We start from the raw sequence: 18765 nt of genomic DNA, 5'->3' as shown, positions 1-18765 counted from the left end.
TTAAATCCCCTCCTTATACAAATTAACTGTCTTTCTCTTTCTACGATATAGGACTTTCATACAAAAATAACGGTCAGCATCTAAACAGTGATCGTGTTCTTTAACAACCACATCTTCACCCCGATTAGCTGCTTTAGGATCCCAAACATATGAGTTGAATTCTTTAATGGTGTTCTTGCTTTTTTCTGTCCACTTTACTTTGCCTTGATTCATCTGCGACATCATAAAGCGAATTCCATCTAAAACATTATTGTTAGCATTAACTACTTCAAAGCCTCGATTCCTAAGCGACTTTTTAAATGAAGCTGCTGATGGATCGACAATCACTTTAACACTATTTCTACTCAATGAATTTTTGTAAAAGAACTCTTCTAAGTCATCTGCATACTGCTCATCAGTCTTTTGATGACCTTTTGCTCGTCCACTGTAGTAATACTCATCAATGTTGTACCAAATACCTTTATACAAAGACCATAGCTTAAAGACTGTTGGATTTTGAGTACCATAGTCAATACTTATCCAATATTTTTCAAAAACTATGTCTGCTGGTAAATCTACCACCATTGTCTCTCTGTCAAAATTATCATAGACAACCCCATCTGCGACTGACCATTCACCTAAGATATATCGTTGATAAAACACTCCAGAATACATACTCTCATAACGATTTATCGTATTCTGAGATAAGCTTGGATTATCTTTCATCAAAAAGTGAACTCTGATTGCATTCTTATCAGTGAGTTTGTCTATCCATTCTAATTTGAACCAATGATAAGGTGATTCTGGGTTACAGTTAAACCATGCTTTAGACCCTTCAACTGACAAACGTGAAGTAGCTTGAGAAACAAAAGATTGTGGCATAAGTGCCACTTCGTCAAAAAAGAAACCACCTGCTGTAATACCTTGGACTAAGTCTTGACTAGCCTCATTCGTTCCGCCAAATAAGAAGAAAAAGTTAGTATGACCATTTTTAGAGATAGTCAACATATTATCCGACTGATTATCGTTAACGTGATAATGTTCAGAGATAAGAATTCGTTTTAAATCTCTAATTACATTTCGTCTTAACGAACCAATCGTTTTGCCTGCCATACCAAAGTTAACATTATTAAAATTCATCATAGCCCAACGAACATAAGATGTTGACATGATAACTGTCTTTCCAGCTCGAACAGAACCATCCGCTATAATCGCAAATTTATCAGCATATTCTGGATGTTGCCACCAAAATAAAACTTGGAGTTGTTTCTTTGATAATGGTTTAAAGCTAAATTTAAAATTAGGTTTCAATTTCGGCATTATCAAAAATTCCCTCCATTCCTTGTTGAACTGCACCAGTTAAATCATCTGTTCTATTCTCATCTTCATTATCACTAAATTCCTCTTGTCTGATCTTAACTTCATAATCAGCTAGTTTAGCCTTAGCTTCTGCCAAATCAGCCTCAGCTTTAATTTTTCGCAACTGTTCTTTAGCAATCTCATCAGACATTGGAAACCTTTTTAACAACTCTTTAGCTGCAGTCAGCTTTGTTTTTTCATCTGGTGCTCTTTCTACTTCTTCAGCTCCAGCTGGTGTAGCTACTACCACCACTTCACGAGTTTCCCCACGTAAAACTGCTGTAAAATACTCTAATATTTCTTTGGCATCTGCAATTTTATGTGACTCAATTTCAGCTAATTTAGCGTCAATATAGGATTTTATCCCAACATTTCCCAACAATTTTGAAATATTATTATTAGCATACTTGTGTGAATATCCAGCTCTAATAGCTGATTGATAAGCATTACCAGACTTTATATATTCATCAGCGAATAACTGTTGTTTAGGTGTTAGTTTTCGTTTCTTCACTTCATATCACCCACCACCTTTTAATTTGATTTTGCTGATATCTCTACTGTACTTACGCTTACGTTTGACTGGATGTTTCTTGTAATGTTTTTCTAACTCACGTAACATCCTCAGTTCTTCATAAGTCTGTACCTTTCCGAAATCTATACTATCTTTCATAATTTTCTCCAAAATAAAAAGCCAGCTATTAAGCTGACTAAAATTATCTTCTTTTAATTTCTTCTTTACGTTCTATTTCTTCTAGCATTCGTTTAATTGTTTGTATATCTCGCGACATTTCATCACTAGCTTCGTATGAATTTATTAAATCTTGACCCAATATTATTGAAAAATATAAAGTAGATTGTAAAACACTTAAAATAAAGCCCAACATTAACAAAAAATTAATAATTAATAGAAATTCATTATTACTAAAAGATATAACTATTTGCCATAAACTATATGACAAAGACCACAGCAATCCAAAGAATAATATTTTTAATAAAGAATGATAGTTTTTCTTTCCCAACTGTCTAATTCTAGAAAAAGCTGGCAATGAAAGCATTAGAGTACATAAAGAAAAGTAAATACCTGTAAAAATACTAGCCATTGTATTTATAGAATTACTTCCTCTATTTAGATACTTAACAAAAATTATTAAAGCGTCATTATTAAAATAAAATAAAACACTTAAAATTACTATTGAAATAATAATTGTTGCTTTAATCATTATTTTTCGTAAAAAATAATCTAATTTTTCTATAAAATCAAAATGCATAATCATTCTCCTTTCTGTTCACAATATCCACACCTTGGTATTTGAAGAAATTCAATATTATCATTACAATGATAATAATCATTTAATAAGTGCTTGTTAAGATAAGACTTTGCTTCATTTGGTATCTCTCTATTTTCGTTTAATTCTTTTAATCCATTCATCAAGACGTCGTAACCAGTGAAATCACCAAAATCTTTTTCGAAAGTTAAGTATTGACTCTCCTTAAGGTCTATTCTCTTTTTCTCACCATTAGGAAATTTTACATCCACTTTTCCATTCAGTAATGAAACATCATCATTATTCATTAATTGAATTAACGAAATAATATTGTGATTTAATTTTCCTTTATATCTTCCTTTTTTTAGTGAAATCTCAATAACAGGTATATCGCTATTTTGTGCAAGTTCTACACTCTTCTTAATGGCACTACCTAATAAATTATCACTATTATCCTTTCCATTTTTTGAAAATAACTTTCTTACATCTAAATCCCTAACTTTTAATTCCAATCTAACATTTGTAACTTCAGTTTGGTCATTAATCATATCTAAACCTATTTGAGATTTTTGACGAATTAATTTAATGCCATAATTTTCATCATCTTTTAAGTAATTCGCAAAAAAGTCTTCTATTTTACCATCTCTGGGTCCTATCACAGAACTTTGTACCATTAACATTTTATTTGTTTCATCATAAAAACAAATAACTGGTTGATATGCATCTCCTTCAATTTGTTTAATCTCATTTGTACCTATCGAAGACTCAAAAGGTTTTTCATCAAGAAATTTACCAATCCAAAATATACACTCTGAATTACTAATTGACGTAAAACGAGGCATAGAATAATATTTTCCAGAGATCTTCTGAGTTTTATGCTTTGCCGTTTGATTCTCAACATGTTCAACTAATTTTATAAAAGATCGATCTGTTAATTCATATTTTTCACTCTTACCATCTTTAACACGTTTTGTAATAAATACATTATAAAAATTAAATTTCATTATTTTGCTCCAATACTTATTTTTCCATTATTATATCAATAAAAAAAACAAGTGTTCAATATAATTAAACACCTGCTCTTAAAAATAAGTATTGGTTATAGCTTAATGTTATTTCGAGCAAAAGATATATCATATACCTTTGCTACAATACCATAATAGCATGGAAAGTTACCCCTTGTGGTTCGTTGCTCATCCCTTTGTTTTCCGATTTTTAACATACCTTATTAAACATAAATATGTAAATCAGGGCAATTAATTTTCATCTCTAAACCATCTGCAAACTCATTTAATGCCATTTTTCTTATTTGATAATATCTAGTTTTTTCAAAATGTAGTCTCATCATTGCTTCAACTGCTGATATTTTCCCTAGTGTATTATCTAGTACTACTTTCAACTCTACTGACCCTTTATCGTATGTATCTGCAACTCCATCAACTATTGATTTAGCATACAAATATTTTACTAATTTTTCTTCATTACTGTTTCCTATACTTCCACCAGGCATACCACTTAAACTTGGATTTTGTATAAACTCTGGACTTGCCTGTTGATATATCTTATATAGTCTTGGATAGTAACGTTTGTCAGTTAGAAACCTTGCCACATTATCAGCTGTTTTATCATAGTCAATGTTTTTCATTCCGGGTATCATTAATTCTTCCAAGCTAAGCACTCTCCCTGTGGTATAATTATTTTAGTTTATGTATTATGCATGTTTCCAAGGGAGCGTGCTTTTTTATTAGTTATAGCTTCTAACCATATCGACTAATTGCTGTTCTTTACCTGTCCATTGGCGTTTAGTTTTTCGATAATCAAAATGTCCTGGATACTTATTGTTGGGGTTTGTTTCTTCTAGTCCTAATTCACGTTTTCTAACTATCCAAGTTAAATTTGTATTCACATCTAGAATTGACGCTGTATTCTTATAAATTCTGATAACCTCTACTTCTTTATGATTATTTCCAAAAATATCCTTAACATTAAAATAAACTTTTCCCATAGTATTTCTCCTAAAAATTATCATCATAAATGTTTGCTATAACAGATACCTTGACTTGTGTTTCTGCTGCATCATGATTTTTAGCTCTGACAATCATGTTTTTAACAACACTATCAACAATGTATTCAACTAAATATAATTTCATCCAATCAATCCTTTCTCATATTTATAGCTAGCTAAAACCTTGCCACGCCCTCAAAACGTGTGACCATCTCAAATCATGTGGATGCAAGGCGGTGTTACAGTTACCACGAAGAATATAATGCACGGAGGATTAACTCCTTCCAAATTTATTTGTAACTGCAACTTTTGTATTTAAAAGAAAGTCTGTTTTCGGTAGTAAATTTGCTTAGTCACTACGATAATAAGCAATTATAAAAGGGAGGTGATTCACTCCTTTCAAATTAAATTTTGTTTGTAGCTTTCTCGCATATTTACCACCTATGACTTAGCATCCTGCGACAGATACTAAGCCTGATTCGATTCTTAAAATCGTGGCAAATCAATCTAACTCAATTCTGCTTATATGCTTCATAACAATACTTAAAATCTTTCCAATTTCTCTAAAATCTTCAAATTTAATATAATCTTCATCTTTGATTTCCCAGTTATTTTCATAATATCTTTCAATAGATATAGTTTGTCGTTTGTAGTAAATTCTTAATTCATCTAAAAGTGTTTCATCAAATTCGTCTTCGTCATCATAATGATCTTTACGATCAATAGCATCAATTCTCAAATCTCGACCATAAACATTTGGATATTTCTTGTCCAATTCCTTAAGTATATTTAAAAAGTTTTCATTCATCCCATATACCCCATTTCAGACTATTATTACACTGCGAAATTTAATCATTTTCAACTAACTCAATTGCATCTTCAACACTTCTGCACACTCCATATAACACAGGTTTATCTTTAATGAATTTTTGAAATTTTATCTGATCTTCTCTAAGTTTTCCTGTTTCATTCTTCACCTCAATCAAAATCATCTTTCCATCCCTGTGTCTAAATCCTGTGATATCTGGCCAGCCTTTAGGTGCTAATTTAATTACTGTTCCAAATTTTGTTTGTACAGTTCCAGCGTTACTTCTAAACACAGTACATCCATGCCTAGCAACTGCAACCATAATATCGTTTTGAATTTTTTGTTCTAAAGTCAATGTAAAATCCTTTCTAGTGTAGTCACTAAATTTTAAACGTAGTCACTACTTTATTTTCTAGTGACCACTTCAAAAGCTTATTAAATCAAGATTTATTTTAAGCGTGGTCACTACGTAGTCACTTCAAAAAGTCTTATAAATGTTGTCATACCAACATTCATAGCTATTTTTAAGTGTGGTCACTAACTTTAAACTTTTAAAAAACTCCAGGACAGTTTTTTAACCCTCCTCCTCTTCCCTATACCTATATATTTATATACTTTATATACAATATATAGGTATTAGTGACCACAGTAGTGATATATCATTGATATATCAACGTTTTAGCGTGGTCACTAACTCTGATATTAATGACCACATAGTGACCACAGTGACCACGTTCTGACCACAGTAACTACACTTTTTTGTATCCTCTTTTTGAAACCCCGCCAATCCGTTTTTTAGTTGGCTCCCATTCTCTATGATTATCCATAATGTATTTAATCTTTTTGGCCAACTTTCGATTCTTGATTAAGTTCTCTTCTCCAAGCTCCTTAGCTATTTGAGATGATGTTATGAAAGTTCCTGGCCAGCCTTCTAATAATTCTTCTATTTGAGTTTCAGCTTCATCAATGTACATGAATGACTTCCTATTTTCTTCAAGCAGTTCATTCTCTTCATCTGATAACATAAAATTAAAGCCTTCCTTGTAGTAGTGGACACATTCACCCCAGAATTGCTTGATGATCTCTGGTGTTAAATCTGTGATAGGACTTTTAATTTGTCTGCGTTTATTGGACATGTTTGGCATAAATCTACGCTCCCCAGTTTTGTCTTTCAGATAAGTAGATTCATTTGTTGTTCTGGCAATGACAAAATTCTTAGGACGTCTAACTGCACTTCTACCATAAGGCGGTCTGTATTCCAATTCCTCAGATGAAATGAATTTCTTTAAAGTTTCAAAATCTGAATTGTTAGTAGCTGTCATTTCATCATCATTGACAATTAAAGCTCTTTGCATATTCATATAACTATCTTTGTCTTTAAAATCTGTAAACTGGTCTGTATACCAACCATTTGAAATTTTCTTTAGAAAAGTGGTCTTACCTACACCTTGACCACCAACTAAATCCAACACATAGTCAAACTTGGAATTAGGATTAAAAACTTTAGCCACAGCTCCAACGAAAAATATCTTGGTTTGCAGTGTTGTTACTTCACTGATTTCAACTCCTAAAAACTCAGGTAATAGCAAGGCTATCCTTTGTTCTCCATCCCATTCTTTTTCAGCTTCTTCTAAGTACTTTTTAACCGGGTTGTATGAGTTACTTTGAGCATCATTACTAACTGCCATATGCAGTAACTTTTCAGTAAACAAAACTCCATACTTATCTTCAATATATCTAAGAATACTTGAGATATAGTTATCCTCAACATATCCACATTTTATGTGTAGCTGTGGAATATTTTTTATAACTTCATCAGCAAACGAAAATTCGTTATATGCAAATGTTCCTTTAAGAATCTCATCTTGTTCTAAAATTAATCCTATATTACGCAACGAGTTAGTTTTGATAGTTCCACTTTGCGTCATTGTGAACGGAATCGGCATCTTTACAACATTTGTTGAGTCTCTGTTTTCTGCTTTTTTAATTGCATCATCAACACTCATTTTTATCCGCCTCCATTCTTAATTTCTCTATTTAAGATTGATTCAAACGTCCTATCTAGCTCCTTTTGTGGCAAAGGATCATTTGAATTTTCATTTGCTATATTCACTAATTTATAAGCTAATCGTGGTTTAACTGATCTAAAAAATAATGCTCCACATAAGGCAGCCAAAGCTTTATTTCTTTGACCTTGATCACCTAGACCACTTGCTATTGTTTCTAATACATCTGTAGTTGAATTACGTTCTCTAGTTAAATTTAAATCTTCACTAACTCTATTAGGATGACCCTTAGTAGCTCTAGATTGATTAATAGTTCTAATCAAATCTAATGGAGCTTTGACAATTGGATTCTTGTTCTCCCACGAATAACCATCACTAGGTGCAACTACTACATAATTATTAGGATGTGCTTTAATATCAATTCCAGGTTGCCAACCTATCATCTGATGTAGTGTCATCTCGTCTCTTTTAAGATAAAATAACTGCTTACCACCATGTTTAGTGGTTTGAGATAGTGTTTCTGGAAACCAATCTTTAGGCAGTTGGTCAAACGAATTAAAACCATCTGCTCCATTCTCGTGTCTATCAATATCCACTACAAAGAATTTATCAGTTTTTAAAGCTATACTTGCAGTTGGATATTTTCTCCACAATTTCTTGATTTCATCTGCTGTTAAAGCTGGTCTATCGGCAAATTTAATCAATGGCTTTTTATTTAAAAGTGGTAGCACACTCATTCCTTTAGCTTGATATGCCAGTGCTACATTTACTAAATTCTTCATAGCAAATCCTTTCTAACGGGCATCTCACCCGTTCGGTAGTCTAGAGTTACTGCTCTAAGTAGTCTTTAGAATGGAACGTCGTCATCATCAATAACAATTTCATCTGGTTCTTCTGCTTCTTCAAAATCATAATTACGATATGGATATTGTGGATTCTTCTTGTTTTCGCTAACTGTTAAGTGCATTAAAACAGTTCTACCTTCAGCTAAAGCCAATGCATTAGCTAAAGTTTCAATATCTTCCCAATCTTCATCTTGAAGTTCAATTCCTGAATTAGATGCTAATTTAGCAATCAACTTAATGTTTCTTCCAAGCATTGGATTAGGATTACCTTTAGCAGTAGTTTCGTCTAAACTCAAATTAACAAATTCTTTTTGGCCAGCATGTTCACCGTCTAAAACTTGAACTCTGATTGACAATTGTTCAGAACCCCATGGAGTGTCTTGGTTCTTGATGTTATCAATCATTACGACATAATCTCCTGAAGGTAGTCCTTCAAAACCATTTACATTACCTTTCTTTGTGTCAAATCCTTCTAAAGCCTTTGCTGCTGCGTCTCTTAATCCCATTATTCTTTACCTTCCTTTATTTCTTTTTCTGTTTCGATTTTGTCTACAATTTTCTTTTGTTCTTTAATTGGAGTCTTAACAGGTTTGTCAAATACTCCTACAACGTTATCTAGGATTCTTAAAATATCCTTGTCATCAATTTCTTCACGTACGTAATGTGTGCGTCTATCAGTAACTCGTCTGATGTAGTTCTTTCCTCTGCGTTTAGTTTGGATAACTAAATCACAGTTACCATTAACAATGTTGTAGTACTTAGTTTTCAGACTAGGTACTTCAACATCACTGTCTCCTTCTTTTGCAACTCTTGAGATATAAACAACATTCATAGGTAGCGATTTAAGCTCTACCACAAAGCTTTGTAGTACACTGTTAAATGCTGAATAGCCTTTCCCATATGGAATATCAGCTAAACTTTGAACGTTATTTTCATAACAAATAGCTTGTTCAATCATAACTGTTAAATCATCAATTACATCAATTACAATTGTTTTATAACCAGGATTCCTAGTTTTAAGTTCTAAGATAATCTCATCTAACTGGTCAATTACTGAACGTTTTAGTTTTCCTTGAGCATCTCTAACGTTTAATAATTGAATGTCTTGAGCTGGAATCATTTCCGAATTACCGTCAGTGTTTAAAAATAGTGGTACTGGAAATCTCTCAGCTAGATAAGATTTACCTGACATGGTATCTCCAAAAATGAAGAAGTTTCTAGGAATTCTTCTAACCTTTTTCTGTCTATTAAGTGGTGGTAAAATCGACACTTTAATCAGTCCTTTCATTTGATAAAGCCACGCTGTTTAGCATAAAAGTAAGCCCACCCTGGCTTGTAACCTTTCAACTCTGCATAAGCTTTAACTTCAGCGTAATTCTTTAAATCTGAAGGTTTCTTGTCTACTACGTTATTAGCGACTTTATCATTTATAATCTTTTTAAAAATTTCTTTCCTACGTGCTACAACTTTTTTTAACTCTGCTTTATCGACGACTTCAATTTCTCTTTCTTCAACTAAGTCAGCCCCACAAAACGGACATGTATTACCGTTCCTGTAGAATGCTGCAAAACAACTAGGACACGTTGAAACTGGTTGAATCTTAGGTCTATTACTTTCTTTTTGCTTTTTAGTTCCTTCTAAGCTCCAGTATCTATCTTGAGTAGGTAAACCAAATCTTTGAACATTCCCAACTTGATCAATGATAATTGCAGTTTTGCCTGCTCTTGGATTCATTGATCGCATTGCAAATTGTAGATACAAGGATAATGATTTGGTAGGTCTCAGCATGATTACACAGTCAACGTTTGGTAAATCTAGGCCTTCAGTAAATAGTTCAGCGTTCGTAACTATTCTTACCTTTCCAGCTCGATAGTCTTTGATAATCTGGTCTCGTTCTACTTTTGGAGTAGTACCAGATACTGCTTTGGCCAAAATACCTTGTTGGTAGAATTGTTTAGCTAATCTCTCAGCTGATTCAACATTGTATGTGTAAGCTATTGCTTGCTTACCTTTAGCCAACTTAAGATACTGATCAACTGTTCTACCGTAAATCTTAGGCTTAAAAGCGTCTTTAATAGATTGTTCATCATAATCACCAGTACGCTTAGTTTTTAGTTTTGAAGTATCTAAAGCAACTGGTGCATAGTAGTCCACTGGAGCTAGAAACTTGTTATCTATTAACCATGAGATAGGTTTACCAATGATTAAGTCATCTGCTACATCTTCAAACCCTTCTCCATTTAGTCTTACTGGTGTAGCCGTGAATAATAATTTTAAAGCGTCTGGGAACGTTTCAAGTATTCTACGATAACTTCTAGCTAGAACGTGATGAGCCTCGTCTACGAAAATGATAGTAGGCTCTGAAAGCTTATCTACACGTCTAGTAAATGTTTGAACCATACCTATTTGAGTTAAAGACATATCAACTTCATTAGCTTCAAAAGTCTTGATAACTTGGTCTACAATCTCTTTTCTATGAACAACGAACATCACTCGATTACCTTTTTTAGTAGCACGTCTGGCAATCTCGGACATAATCACAGTTTTACCTGTTCTAGGTGGTGACTGAACGATTATGGAGTGATGTCCTTTTTTGACGGAATCATATATGTTATTAATTGATTCCAATTGATAATCTCTCAACTTGAACATTACTTAATCACTGTTCCTCTGTTTGGTTTAAGATGAACACCTGGCACTTCTTGACCATTCTTTAAAACCTTATATAGTTCTTTCTTATCAGCAGTAATTTCTGTTTTAGTTTGTTTAAATTCTTCTGGTAAATTATCTAGACTATCTACAATAACTGATGCCTTATAATTTCTAGGCTTTAAAATGTGGTTTTCGGTTTGCAACTCTTTGATACCAGCATCATCTAATGCTCGTGTCATGTAGTCTTGCAAGGATCGATTTAAGTTGTTGAGCGATGTTTGCTTTGCTCTTAGATCCTTGAGTTTTTCAGACAACCAATCTAGTTGCATTTTGTTCTTCTCAATCCAGTAAGCAATATTGTCTAATTTAATTTCTCTAGCATCATTTATTGAATCTAAGGTATCAACTAGCATTTCTGGATCTAAATCATCACGTTCTTCTAAATCTCTATATGCTTGATTTAATTCAAACAAGTTCATTACTTGGTTCCTCCTATTGGTTTTAATAGTTTTTCTAATACGTTTCTTTCGTTAATTTCTAAGTCAAAATAATTGAGCTGATAGAAAGCTTTTATTACTAGAAATTTTTCAACATCACTATCTAGTGATTTCATGAAGTTGAATAATGTGTTAAGATTAATGTTGTTAATATTTTTTTGTCGTTCAGTGGTTGCCGCCACTGAATTTTTTTGTTCTGCCACAATCTCACCTCCTTTAAATGTCCATTTCTTCAATTATCCAAATACTGTAACTCCCACAAACTGGGCAACGTTTAACGTCATCTACATCTTGCATTCCGTAAACCTCAAAGACTAACTCACAGTCATCACATTGCCAACGCCCACCAGTGTCATACTCTAATCTTGGTTCATCTTCCATTTTCCAATCCTCCTTAATCAAAAAACTCACCTTTTTTAATCGCTATAACAATTCCGTGCAGTGCATAGCCTGCAAGAACTGATAGTCCAATCAACGTAAAATAAGCAGCTGTTGTTAATTCGATCATCTTAATCATCCTTTCTAAAATAATCTAAGCTAACGTCTAAAGCGTCTGCTATCTTGCACATATTTTTAAATGAAGGTTCGGAACCTTTTTTATAGTTGTGCAAAGTCGTATCTTTAATGCCTGTGATTTTAGCTAATTTATAAATTGACATTTCTTGTCTGTTTAATTCTTTTTGAATCTTATACCACAACATATAGTCCACCTCCCTTGATTAATACTATATATAGTGTTATTATTTAATTAGCAAATAAGCAGCCTAAAAATGTTTATTTGCAATTTTTTTCGAAAGAAGGTATATTATGGATTCTAAAAAAGAAGTCACCGTTAGTTTTATTCGTCCTATTGACCCTAAAGATGGTTACAATCCCAAGCACTTCGAATACATAGAGAAAAAATTATCTACAAAAATAGAAAATATCGAAAATAGTTCTTATTCTTTCTTATGCAATGGCTTAGTGAGTGATTCAACTGGTGTAGCTAATATCACAAGAACAATTATTAAAAAAATATTTAATGCTGATATTGTAATTGTTGATATTTCTACACTAAATCCCAATGTTATGTTTGAATTAGGATTAAGACTTAGCCTTCCTAAGATGACAATCATTATTAAAGATGATGCAACCGATCTACCTTTTGATATTAAAGATATCTATATTCTTAGTTATCCACATTCTTTATCCGGAATCGATTTAGATAAATTTGTAAGTGATTTTAAAAATCGTTTTATTAAAACTTGGACTGATTTTGATAACAGTAATGGAGAAGATACATTCATCCATTCATTTTATGGTAGTAACCTTATAAGTCCTGAAATTAAAACTCAAAGTTTAAATGAGGCTATTGATAAACTAGGAAATATTATTGATCTTATGCAACATAAATATATTGCTTGGGATCCTAACGATAACTGGGATAGTTACGATTTTGAACACGATGTTTCTGCACCAATTCCGCTAGATGATAATTAATAATGCTTTTTAAGAAGTACTACCAATAGTGCTTCTTTTATTTTTTATATACCCTCTTTAATTTTTCTTTCTCCATTGCTATTTTGTTTTCAAAATTATTAGTAGCCCATTTCCAAATAATTTCATTTTCAGGGTGTGTAACTAAATCCTCATCACGTTTATCTTTTATCTGTTTTAAAACATATTCTAAATTATCAAGCAATATATAGGTTTTCATTTCTCCTTATCCTTTCTTTTCAAATATCTATACAAATCAACACACCCTGCGTACGCTATGCACGCCAGGATTCCATAAATGCACCACATATCTATTTCCTCCATGTAAAAATATCCTTAATCCAACTAACTAAAACAAAAATTATTACATAAGCTATACACGCTACAATCACTGCTAGTATTGGTTCCATATTCCACTCCTTTTATATTTTTTTCTAACATCTTCTTTTTTTACTTTATTATTTTCTTTCTAAAAACTTGTCTAAATCTTCAGCTCTGAACTGAACAACCCCACCAGCTGTTAGTTCAATAGCTTGAAGATTTTTATTCCTTTTTCTCCATCTATAAAACGTCGTTGGAGATACGCCACAGTGCTTAGCTGCTTCCGTTATATTTAACAACTTCTGTTTGTTACTATTTCTTTCAAGCTTCCTAACCACTCTCTCAGCAATTCTTTCAATATCAGCATCTGAAAGCTTATGTTCATAAGTAGCTGTTACAATCATATAAACCACCTATCTTATTTTTAAGTCAGAAATAATCTTTAAAATAATCTGATTAGCTTTTGGGTTCTTTTTACGTCCTGATAAATAATCAGACATATCTTGTTTATTCACCCCGTACATAACTGATAAAGAATGAATGGAAATATCATTATCAGTTAAATATTTGATGATTTTTTCTCTACCACTTAATGTTTCTGGCACCTCTCTGCACCTCCTACTTTTGAATTGTGTAAGTAGAATTGATAGAAATTTCGTATAAAAGTATTGACTATTTTTATACGAACATGTAAACTGTAAGCGTAATAAATAAGCATCTAAAGCCTATCTATCACGTTTTTTTCTATTGGCTTTTCTTGCTTTTTTTCTATCAAATTAACTTACAAGATAATATTATTACATTTCGTATAAAAAGTCAACAAATTAATTTACGTTTCGTATAATTTTATTGTATTTAGACAAGGAAAGATTGCTATGACAACATTTGAAATAATAAAAAAACTTGCCAAGCAACATGATAAATCACTCCAACAAGTCGCTGAAGATTTAAACTTTAGTAAAAATCTTTTCTATCGTTGGAAAACAAGTGATCCAAAAGCTAAAGATTTGGCAAAAGTTGCTGATTATTTTGGAGTATCTACGGATTACTTACTTGGTAGGTCTGACGATAAGTACGACTTATCGCCACAAGAGAAAATAGATATAGGTATTGAAGCTGAAAAAATGATGAAAGGATTAAATGACGAAGGTTCTATCAATTTTTACGGAGAACCTATGAGCGATGAAGATAAAGAAGCTACTTTATCAGCTCTGAATTTATTAATGACCATCAATAGAAAGAAAGCTAAAAAGAAGAAAGATATGAATTAGGCGGTGATTACGTGACACTAAAAAATGACGTCAATTCATTAATTGAACTATATGGTACTTGTGACCCAGAGCAGATATTAAAAGAGTTGGGTGTATCTGTCTGTAACACAGACTTATTACCACTATCCACCCTAGCAATGAAAGTTACAAGTGACGGAGAAACAACGATAGGTATTCTGTATTCATTACCAGAATACACGAGAAAATTTGTTTTAGCTCACGAGCTAGGTCACGTTGTAGAACACACTAATAATTCTACAACATTTTACAGAGCTTTCATGTCTGGATACGATATACCAAAGATTGAAGCAGAAGCAAATAGATTTGCATTTTACTTATTATTGAGCAATTTAGATATAACTGAATCATTCAATAAATATGATTTTGTTAAATCTTATGGTTTGCCAGAAGAACTAGCTAGATTTGTGAGCGTATAAAAATGGAATATATTTAGAAAGAAGATGCTTGTATGGATAACCAAAAGAATAATCAACCTAACAATAAGTCAAAAGAGCCTAAATACTGGAAAGGTGACGGTGTAACTGGCTTTCTATATGGTGTGATTACTGCACTTGTTATAGGTCTTATAAATATGATTTCAATTAACATACCACACTTAGGCTTGATTGTCGGTATTATCATCTGGCTTTATGTAGGTATGAACCCTAAATTTTATAAAGGTCCAGATGATGTTGAACGTGCTAGAAAAGAGCTTAAAGAATATAAAGAAAAAAGAGAACGTCAAAAAGAAGCTCAAAGAGTAGTAAAACAACAAGCAGTACAAGCTAAAGCTATCGATAGAGAGCAAAAACTTGATGCAAAAATGAAGAGAAATGAATACAAGCTTCAAAAAGAAGAGCTTAAAAAACTCAAAAACCATATGACTTGTCCTAGATGTCATAGCAAAGATGTACAAGCTCTTGGTGTTCATAGAAAAGGTTTTTCTGTTGGTAAAGCTGTTGGTGGTGCTATTTTAACTGGTGGTATTGGAACACTTGCTGGATTTGCAGGCAAACAATCAAGGAAAACTGATTTTGTATGTATGAGTTGTGGCAAGAAATTTAAGAGATAACTACATATAAGAGTTTAGCTATCCTATGTGTAAAATTTAAAATATTGCCTACATTCTAAACCCGCCGATTTCGACGGGTTTTAAAAATACATTTAACAGAACTTAGTAGCGTTACAAAAAAATGATGATTTTAAAATTGTTGGTGTAGTTATTATTTAAAGGAGTGAGTTAGAATGAGCTTTGACCCAAATCAATTCTCACCTATGTGGGAAGCTTTACCAGACTCTGCTAAAGAGAGCCTACTAGGACCGCCCTCGAAAGAATTAGGCAATATGATCGGAGACATAGTACACATTTTAGGAACACCTTTTAGAATGATAAAAATTGTGTCCGATGAGAAAGTTGAACAATTTGCCAAGAGGACAAAAGAAAAAGTCTCTGCTATCCCGGACGAAAACAGAGACTCAACTAAGCTGCCAATAGCTGTTAAAACTATTGAAGATGCAAAATACAGCTTGAATGACGAAGGCATGCAAGAAATTTTTTCCAACCTTATTGCTAACAGCCTCAACAACACAAAGAATGTAGATATATCAATAAGATTTTCAACGGTACTTTCCCAACTAAGCCCCAAAGATGCCCTTTTCTTAAAGAAAATACACGATGCAAAGTATAACAGTATTTTGACAGGAAAACTAATCGTGAAGAATGGTGATGGTAGCCAACATCCAGTTACCAAGATTGTATTCGACACTCTCGATAATGTGTTTTTAGGATTTGAACAATCAACAGACGTCTTATCTAGTTTAGGGGTTATCGAAGTCCACAAAGATGCATGGCTAGTATCTGATGAATATAATTCAGAGTACCAAAATATTGAAGAGTTTCTTCGAACCTCTGGTGTACCTAACAATTCTGAATTAGAAAAAGGATACATTAGTTTAACTACTTTTGGTCAAGCTTTTTTGAAAGCGTGTCTTGAATAATTAGCTTAATTGCTAATACTTGTTCGTTATTAAGCACTGTACGCCCTATTCCATTTGAAATAGCGTCTATGCTTTTGATTTCATTATTCTTATCTTTATTAATTTGCAACATGATACTCACCTCAATGTAAGTATAACATATAGACTTTTAGAAATATGTTGTACTAATATGTTTGAGAAAAACGTTAGAAAGGAATGATTAGAATTAAAAAAGCTCGAAAATGATTTTCGAGCGAAATCTGAACAACTTAAGTCGCTTAAGTTAACTAATTCTGAGGTAGGAAACGAAATTCCAGTCGAAATGCAAATAGATAATTTGTCTGATATTGCGGACTTATCCGAAATAAAAAAAGCACCAGAAGAAAAATAATTTTTTGTGAAATATGTGACCAACTTAATAGAATGCTAACTATTGCAAAGACAGTAATAAAACCAAATAATACCTGTATTAAGGAAATAATGATTTTTTTCATTTTCCCACTACCTTTTCTACTTAATAAATAACTTAAATTAAACAGTACATCGTGCTATAACAAACTTTTAACGCTTAGTCCTACTAAATATAAAAAAAGGTATTCCCCCTGCGTGCGACGGCGCCCAGTACAAAATTTATCGTTGAAAGGACGTGATTTGATTGAAAGAATTTAAACTTGTAGATTCTGATTATTCAGAAAAATTTATTACTTCACTACATGATTACTATTTAAAAAGAATTACTTTTTATGAAACAAAAAACAAGGACTTGTCTAAATTTTCATGGACTGAAAATAAACATGTTAGTTTGTACGTTATAAAATCCTATAATGATACTTTTTCTTACAATGAAGTTGATAATATATTCACCAGTGATTATTATTTATTTTTTGCTGCAGTTAATGAAACTAAAAATCAATTATTCTATATTGATTTATATGATGAAACTAATAATTATACTTATGCTAAATTGTATTCTGCACCACAGTGTTTATCTTGGATTATGTCAGAAAAACACATCCATGTAGATGCTAACAAGGTAATTCATTCTAGTATTTTATCTAAATTTGGTAGATTTTATGATGACGCTAGTATAGATAGTTTTACTTCTTCTTTATCTAAACAGTGGGTAGACAAAGAATATGAGAGTACACTAAAAAATCTATCTGAACCAACAGTTATTACAAGTTTTCCTGAAACAAATAAACAATTTTTCATAGATAGATATCATTTTGATAAGATGCTTAATACTATAAATAGTAGTCAATTTACAGATGAATTTAATCAATGTTTGTATGCTTATGAACATGAAAAATGGTTTTTATGTGCAGCTGGTTTAGGTAGTTGTCTAGAACATTTGATGTTTCTTGTTTTAAAAAATTATAATGATAAAGGTTACAAAACATTAAAAGGGCTACCGAAAAATCCAACAGCCCATAACTACATTATACAATTCAGACAACCACCTATATCGATTTCATCACGACAAGAAACATTTTTTAATATCTTATTTATGGTTAGAAATGCAGTAGATCACCATAATACAGGCAAAACACAAAAAGAATTATGTGATTTGCTATTAGATGGTATTTCAGATTTATATAACGATTATTATAGTTCTAGTATCCTAGTTGAAGAAAATACAGATAATGGCTAGTGTCTATTCCAAATTTTCTGAATAACGTTAGCACGCTTGGCATCATCAGGATAATCATTATCATAATAATTCCCATTATCATCACATGCTAAATAATCTAATCTATCCCACTCATTATCTAGCAAGTCAGATAAAATTTGATATTCTTCTTCTGTTAAATAAAGTGTAACCATACCATCACCTGCTTTTTGCCTTTATTATACAATAATTCACTATATTTTGTATAATAAAGATGGAATCTCATCTGATGGAGGTGGCGAAAATATGAATAAAAAATTTGTAACTCATGATGAATTAAAAATTTCACAACTAGAAACTCAAAATAAGTTAATTCAATTAGATAATAAGATTGACACTAAATTTAGTGAACTGAGTAGTAAAATTGATAGCAAATTTAATATATTAGATAACAAAATTGATAATCTTGAAAAAAATATCCCCATAATAATTGAAAATGCTCTGTATAAAGAAAGAGAATACCAACAAAACCAACAAAAAGAAAATAGACGATTTTTCTGGGGAACAATTATCATTGGTGGTATTTCTGCTGTAGCTGCAATTATCAGCGCCATAGTTTCTTTTCATTAGTATTTTAAACCCGTCGAATTCGACGGGTTTTACTAGAATCAAAAAAGAACATACATTTATTTTGA

General features: G+C 32.0%; 29 protein-coding genes. 7 read left to right on the top strand and 22 right to left on the bottom strand.

From position 1 onward, the window contains the following. The 18 genes from NOU10_RS04270 to NOU10_RS04185 form a co-directional block, all read right to left on the bottom strand. Positions 1-1299: a PBSX family phage terminase large subunit gene (locus NOU10_RS04270; protein WP_255906112.1), complete on the bottom strand. Its 1299-nt coding sequence runs from the start codon at positions 1297-1299 to the stop codon at positions 1-3. Then, positions 1280-1849 carry a terminase small subunit gene (locus tag NOU10_RS04265; protein WP_255906111.1) on the bottom strand — a complete coding sequence of 190 codons (570 nt, stop codon included), beginning with the start codon at positions 1847-1849 and terminating at the stop codon, positions 1280-1282. Before NOU10_RS04265 ends, NOU10_RS04270 begins: the two co-directional genes overlap by 20 nt. A gap of 202 nt (positions 1850-2051) precedes the next feature. Beyond that, positions 2052-2606 (bottom strand): hypothetical protein, encoded by a 555-nt coding sequence (locus NOU10_RS04260; protein ID WP_160944205.1) that lies wholly within the window; start codon positions 2604-2606, stop codon positions 2052-2054. A 2-nt stretch (positions 2607-2608) separates the two neighbouring features. After that, positions 2609-3607 (bottom strand): hypothetical protein, encoded by a 999-nt coding sequence (locus tag NOU10_RS04255; RefSeq protein ID WP_255906110.1) that lies wholly within the window; start codon positions 3605-3607, stop codon positions 2609-2611. A gap of 224 nt (positions 3608-3831) precedes the next feature. Then, positions 3832-4281 (bottom strand): transcriptional regulator, encoded by a 450-nt coding sequence (locus tag NOU10_RS04250; RefSeq protein WP_255906109.1) that lies wholly within the window; start codon positions 4279-4281, stop codon positions 3832-3834. Positions 4282-4347: 66 nt separating this feature from the next. Beyond that, complete coding sequence (locus NOU10_RS04245) at positions 4348-4608, bottom strand: hypothetical protein (protein ID WP_255906108.1); 261 nt, start codon at positions 4606-4608, stop codon at positions 4348-4350. A 10-nt stretch (positions 4609-4618) separates the two neighbouring features. Further along, on the bottom strand, positions 4619-4753 hold the full coding sequence (locus tag NOU10_RS04240; protein ID WP_117641846.1) for a hypothetical protein: 135 nt from the start codon (positions 4751-4753) through the stop codon (positions 4619-4621). A gap of 357 nt (positions 4754-5110) precedes the next feature. Continuing rightward, positions 5111-5416: a hypothetical protein gene (locus tag NOU10_RS04235; protein ID WP_255906107.1), complete on the bottom strand. Its 306-nt coding sequence runs from the start codon at positions 5414-5416 to the stop codon at positions 5111-5113. 40 nt (positions 5417-5456) lie between these two features. Next, positions 5457-5771, bottom strand: a complete 315-nt coding sequence (locus tag NOU10_RS04230; RefSeq protein ID WP_255906106.1) for a VRR-NUC domain-containing protein — start codon at positions 5769-5771, stop codon at positions 5457-5459. A 394-nt stretch (positions 5772-6165) separates the two neighbouring features. Continuing rightward, positions 6166-7422, bottom strand: a complete 1257-nt coding sequence (locus NOU10_RS04225) for a VapE domain-containing protein (protein WP_255906105.1) — start codon at positions 7420-7422, stop codon at positions 6166-6168. 2 nt (positions 7423-7424) lie between these two features. Then, on the bottom strand, positions 7425-8204 hold the full coding sequence (locus tag NOU10_RS04220; RefSeq protein WP_255906104.1) for a bifunctional DNA primase/polymerase: 780 nt from the start codon (positions 8202-8204) through the stop codon (positions 7425-7427). A gap of 65 nt (positions 8205-8269) precedes the next feature. Continuing rightward, positions 8270-8773, bottom strand: a complete 504-nt coding sequence (locus NOU10_RS04215) for a DUF669 domain-containing protein (RefSeq protein WP_118272613.1) — start codon at positions 8771-8773, stop codon at positions 8270-8272. Continuing rightward, positions 8773-9555: an AAA family ATPase gene (locus NOU10_RS04210; RefSeq protein WP_255906103.1), complete on the bottom strand. Its 783-nt coding sequence runs from the start codon at positions 9553-9555 to the stop codon at positions 8773-8775. Before NOU10_RS04210 ends, NOU10_RS04215 begins: the two co-directional genes overlap by 1 nt. Further along, positions 9552-10919 carry a DEAD/DEAH box helicase family protein gene (locus NOU10_RS04205; protein ID WP_255906102.1) on the bottom strand — a complete coding sequence of 456 codons (1368 nt, stop codon included), beginning with the start codon at positions 10917-10919 and terminating at the stop codon, positions 9552-9554. Before NOU10_RS04205 ends, NOU10_RS04210 begins: the two co-directional genes overlap by 4 nt. Next, positions 10919-11398, bottom strand: coding sequence for a siphovirus Gp157 family protein (locus NOU10_RS04200; protein ID WP_255906101.1), 480 nt, complete (start codon positions 11396-11398; stop codon positions 10919-10921). The genes NOU10_RS04205 and NOU10_RS04200 overlap by 1 nt, the downstream gene beginning before the upstream one ends. Then, the gene (locus NOU10_RS04195; RefSeq protein WP_255906100.1) at positions 11398-11619 is read right to left on the bottom strand and encodes a hypothetical protein; all 222 of its coding nucleotides are present in this window, start codon (positions 11617-11619) and stop codon (positions 11398-11400) included. Before NOU10_RS04195 ends, NOU10_RS04200 begins: the two co-directional genes overlap by 1 nt. A gap of 13 nt (positions 11620-11632) precedes the next feature. After that, positions 11633-11797: a hydrogenase maturation nickel metallochaperone HypA gene (locus NOU10_RS04190; RefSeq protein ID WP_255906099.1), complete on the bottom strand. Its 165-nt coding sequence runs from the start codon at positions 11795-11797 to the stop codon at positions 11633-11635. Between the two features lie 128 nt (positions 11798-11925). After that, entirely contained in the window at positions 11926-12117 is a 192-nt protein-coding gene (locus NOU10_RS04185; protein WP_324249132.1) for a helix-turn-helix transcriptional regulator, read from the bottom strand. Positions 12118-12223: 106 nt separating this feature from the next. On the opposite strand from NOU10_RS04185, the gene NOU10_RS04180 reads away from it, so the two are divergent. Further along, complete coding sequence (locus NOU10_RS04180) at positions 12224-12895, top strand: hypothetical protein (protein ID WP_081540625.1); 672 nt, start codon at positions 12224-12226, stop codon at positions 12893-12895. A 37-nt stretch (positions 12896-12932) separates the two neighbouring features. Here the strand turns inward: NOU10_RS04180 and NOU10_RS04175 are convergent, their stop codons facing one another. From NOU10_RS04175 to NOU10_RS04165, 3 genes are all read right to left on the bottom strand, one after another. Beyond that, positions 12933-13112, bottom strand: coding sequence for a hypothetical protein (locus NOU10_RS04175; RefSeq protein WP_255906098.1), 180 nt, complete (start codon positions 13110-13112; stop codon positions 12933-12935). Between the two features lie 238 nt (positions 13113-13350). Beyond that, complete coding sequence (locus NOU10_RS04170; RefSeq protein ID WP_255906097.1) at positions 13351-13617, bottom strand: AlpA family transcriptional regulator; 267 nt, start codon at positions 13615-13617, stop codon at positions 13351-13353. A 9-nt stretch (positions 13618-13626) separates the two neighbouring features. After that, a complete protein-coding gene (locus tag NOU10_RS04165; protein ID WP_034983028.1) occupies positions 13627-13818 on the bottom strand; it encodes a hypothetical protein in 192 nt (63 codons plus the stop codon). A 270-nt stretch (positions 13819-14088) separates the two neighbouring features. Between NOU10_RS04165 and NOU10_RS04160 the strand changes: the two genes are divergently transcribed. The 5 genes from NOU10_RS04160 (at position 14089) to NOU10_RS04140 (ending at position 18112) form a co-directional block, all read left to right on the top strand. Further along, on the top strand, positions 14089-14484 hold the full coding sequence (locus tag NOU10_RS04160) for a helix-turn-helix domain-containing protein (RefSeq protein WP_255906096.1): 396 nt from the start codon (positions 14089-14091) through the stop codon (positions 14482-14484). A gap of 11 nt (positions 14485-14495) precedes the next feature. After that, positions 14496-14921 (top strand): ImmA/IrrE family metallo-endopeptidase, encoded by a 426-nt coding sequence (locus tag NOU10_RS04155; protein WP_255906095.1) that lies wholly within the window; start codon positions 14496-14498, stop codon positions 14919-14921. Between the two features lie 32 nt (positions 14922-14953). After that, positions 14954-15556 (top strand): hypothetical protein, encoded by a 603-nt coding sequence (locus tag NOU10_RS04150; RefSeq protein ID WP_255906094.1) that lies wholly within the window; start codon positions 14954-14956, stop codon positions 15554-15556. Between the two features lie 173 nt (positions 15557-15729). Continuing rightward, positions 15730-16482, top strand: a complete 753-nt coding sequence (locus tag NOU10_RS04145; RefSeq protein ID WP_255906093.1) for a DUF4393 domain-containing protein — start codon at positions 15730-15732, stop codon at positions 16480-16482. Positions 16483-17116: 634 nt separating this feature from the next. Further along, the gene (locus NOU10_RS04140; protein ID WP_255906092.1) at positions 17117-18112 is read left to right on the top strand and encodes a hypothetical protein; all 996 of its coding nucleotides are present in this window, start codon (positions 17117-17119) and stop codon (positions 18110-18112) included. On the opposite strand, the gene NOU10_RS04135 is transcribed toward NOU10_RS04140, so the two are convergent. Further along, entirely contained in the window at positions 18109-18285 is a 177-nt protein-coding gene (locus NOU10_RS04135; protein ID WP_158227577.1) for a hypothetical protein, read from the bottom strand. The two genes, NOU10_RS04140 and NOU10_RS04135, sit on opposite strands and share 4 nt — an antisense overlap. Before the next feature lie 91 nt (positions 18286-18376). On the opposite strand from NOU10_RS04135, the gene NOU10_RS04130 reads away from it, so the two are divergent. Next, positions 18377-18700, top strand: a complete 324-nt coding sequence (locus tag NOU10_RS04130; RefSeq protein ID WP_255906091.1) for a hypothetical protein — start codon at positions 18377-18379, stop codon at positions 18698-18700. Positions 18701-18765 lie beyond the last annotated feature (65 nt).

This window comes from Ligilactobacillus sp. MP3 (genome assembly GCF_024436335.1).
GTDB classification, from domain to species: domain Bacteria; phylum Bacillota; class Bacilli; order Lactobacillales; family Lactobacillaceae; genus Ligilactobacillus; species Ligilactobacillus salivarius.
The sequence above is the reverse complement of the archived record's forward strand: the minus strand, read 5'-3'. Positions and strand labels throughout refer to the sequence as shown.

Bases quoted from the DNA above. Each gene is read 5' to 3' on its own strand.
- NOU10_RS04270 (WP_255906112.1), bottom strand. From the start codon at position 1,299: ATGCCGAAATTGAAACCTAATTTTAAATTTAGCTTTAAACCATTATCA.
- NOU10_RS04260 (WP_160944205.1), bottom strand. From the start codon at position 2,606: ATGCATTTTGATTTTATAGAAAAATTAGATTATTTTTTACGAAAAATA.
- NOU10_RS04255 (WP_255906110.1), bottom strand. From the start codon at position 3,607: ATGAAATTTAATTTTTATAATGTATTTATTACAAAACGTGTTAAAGAT.
- NOU10_RS04245 (WP_255906108.1), bottom strand. From the start codon at position 4,608: ATGGGAAAAGTTTATTTTAATGTTAAGGATATTTTTGGAAATAATCAT.
- NOU10_RS04240 (WP_117641846.1), bottom strand. From the start codon at position 4,753: ATGAAATTATATTTAGTTGAATACATTGTTGATAGTGTTGTTAAAAAC.
- NOU10_RS04235 (WP_255906107.1), bottom strand. From the start codon at position 5,416: ATGAATGAAAACTTTTTAAATATACTTAAGGAATTGGACAAGAAATAT.
- NOU10_RS04225 (WP_255906105.1), bottom strand. From the start codon at position 7,422: ATGAGTGTTGATGATGCAATTAAAAAAGCAGAAAACAGAGACTCAACA.
- NOU10_RS04220 (WP_255906104.1), bottom strand. From the start codon at position 8,204: ATGAAGAATTTAGTAAATGTAGCACTGGCATATCAAGCTAAAGGAATG.
- NOU10_RS04215 (WP_118272613.1), bottom strand. From the start codon at position 8,773: ATGGGATTAAGAGACGCAGCAGCAAAGGCTTTAGAAGGATTTGACACA.
- NOU10_RS04210 (WP_255906103.1), bottom strand. From the start codon at position 9,555: ATGAAAGGACTGATTAAAGTGTCGATTTTACCACCACTTAATAGACAG.
- NOU10_RS04205 (WP_255906102.1), bottom strand. From the start codon at position 10,919: ATGTTCAAGTTGAGAGATTATCAATTGGAATCAATTAATAACATATAT.
- NOU10_RS04200 (WP_255906101.1), bottom strand. From the start codon at position 11,398: ATGAACTTGTTTGAATTAAATCAAGCATATAGAGATTTAGAAGAACGT.
- NOU10_RS04190 (WP_255906099.1), bottom strand. From the start codon at position 11,797: ATGGAAGATGAACCAAGATTAGAGTATGACACTGGTGGGCGTTGGCAA.
- NOU10_RS04185 (WP_324249132.1), bottom strand. From the start codon at position 12,117: ATGTTGTGGTATAAGATTCAAAAAGAATTAAACAGACAAGAAATGTCA.
- NOU10_RS04180 (WP_081540625.1), top strand. From the start codon at position 12,224: ATGGATTCTAAAAAAGAAGTCACCGTTAGTTTTATTCGTCCTATTGAC.
- NOU10_RS04175 (WP_255906098.1), bottom strand. From the start codon at position 13,112: ATGAAAACCTATATATTGCTTGATAATTTAGAATATGTTTTAAAACAG.
- NOU10_RS04170 (WP_255906097.1), bottom strand. From the start codon at position 13,617: ATGATTGTAACAGCTACTTATGAACATAAGCTTTCAGATGCTGATATT.
- NOU10_RS04160 (WP_255906096.1), top strand. From the start codon at position 14,089: ATGACAACATTTGAAATAATAAAAAAACTTGCCAAGCAACATGATAAA.
- NOU10_RS04150 (WP_255906094.1), top strand. From the start codon at position 14,954: ATGGATAACCAAAAGAATAATCAACCTAACAATAAGTCAAAAGAGCCT.
- NOU10_RS04145 (WP_255906093.1), top strand. From the start codon at position 15,730: ATGAGCTTTGACCCAAATCAATTCTCACCTATGTGGGAAGCTTTACCA.
- NOU10_RS04135 (WP_158227577.1), bottom strand. From the start codon at position 18,285: ATGGTTACACTTTATTTAACAGAAGAAGAATATCAAATTTTATCTGAC.
- NOU10_RS04130 (WP_255906091.1), top strand. From the start codon at position 18,377: ATGAATAAAAAATTTGTAACTCATGATGAATTAAAAATTTCACAACTA.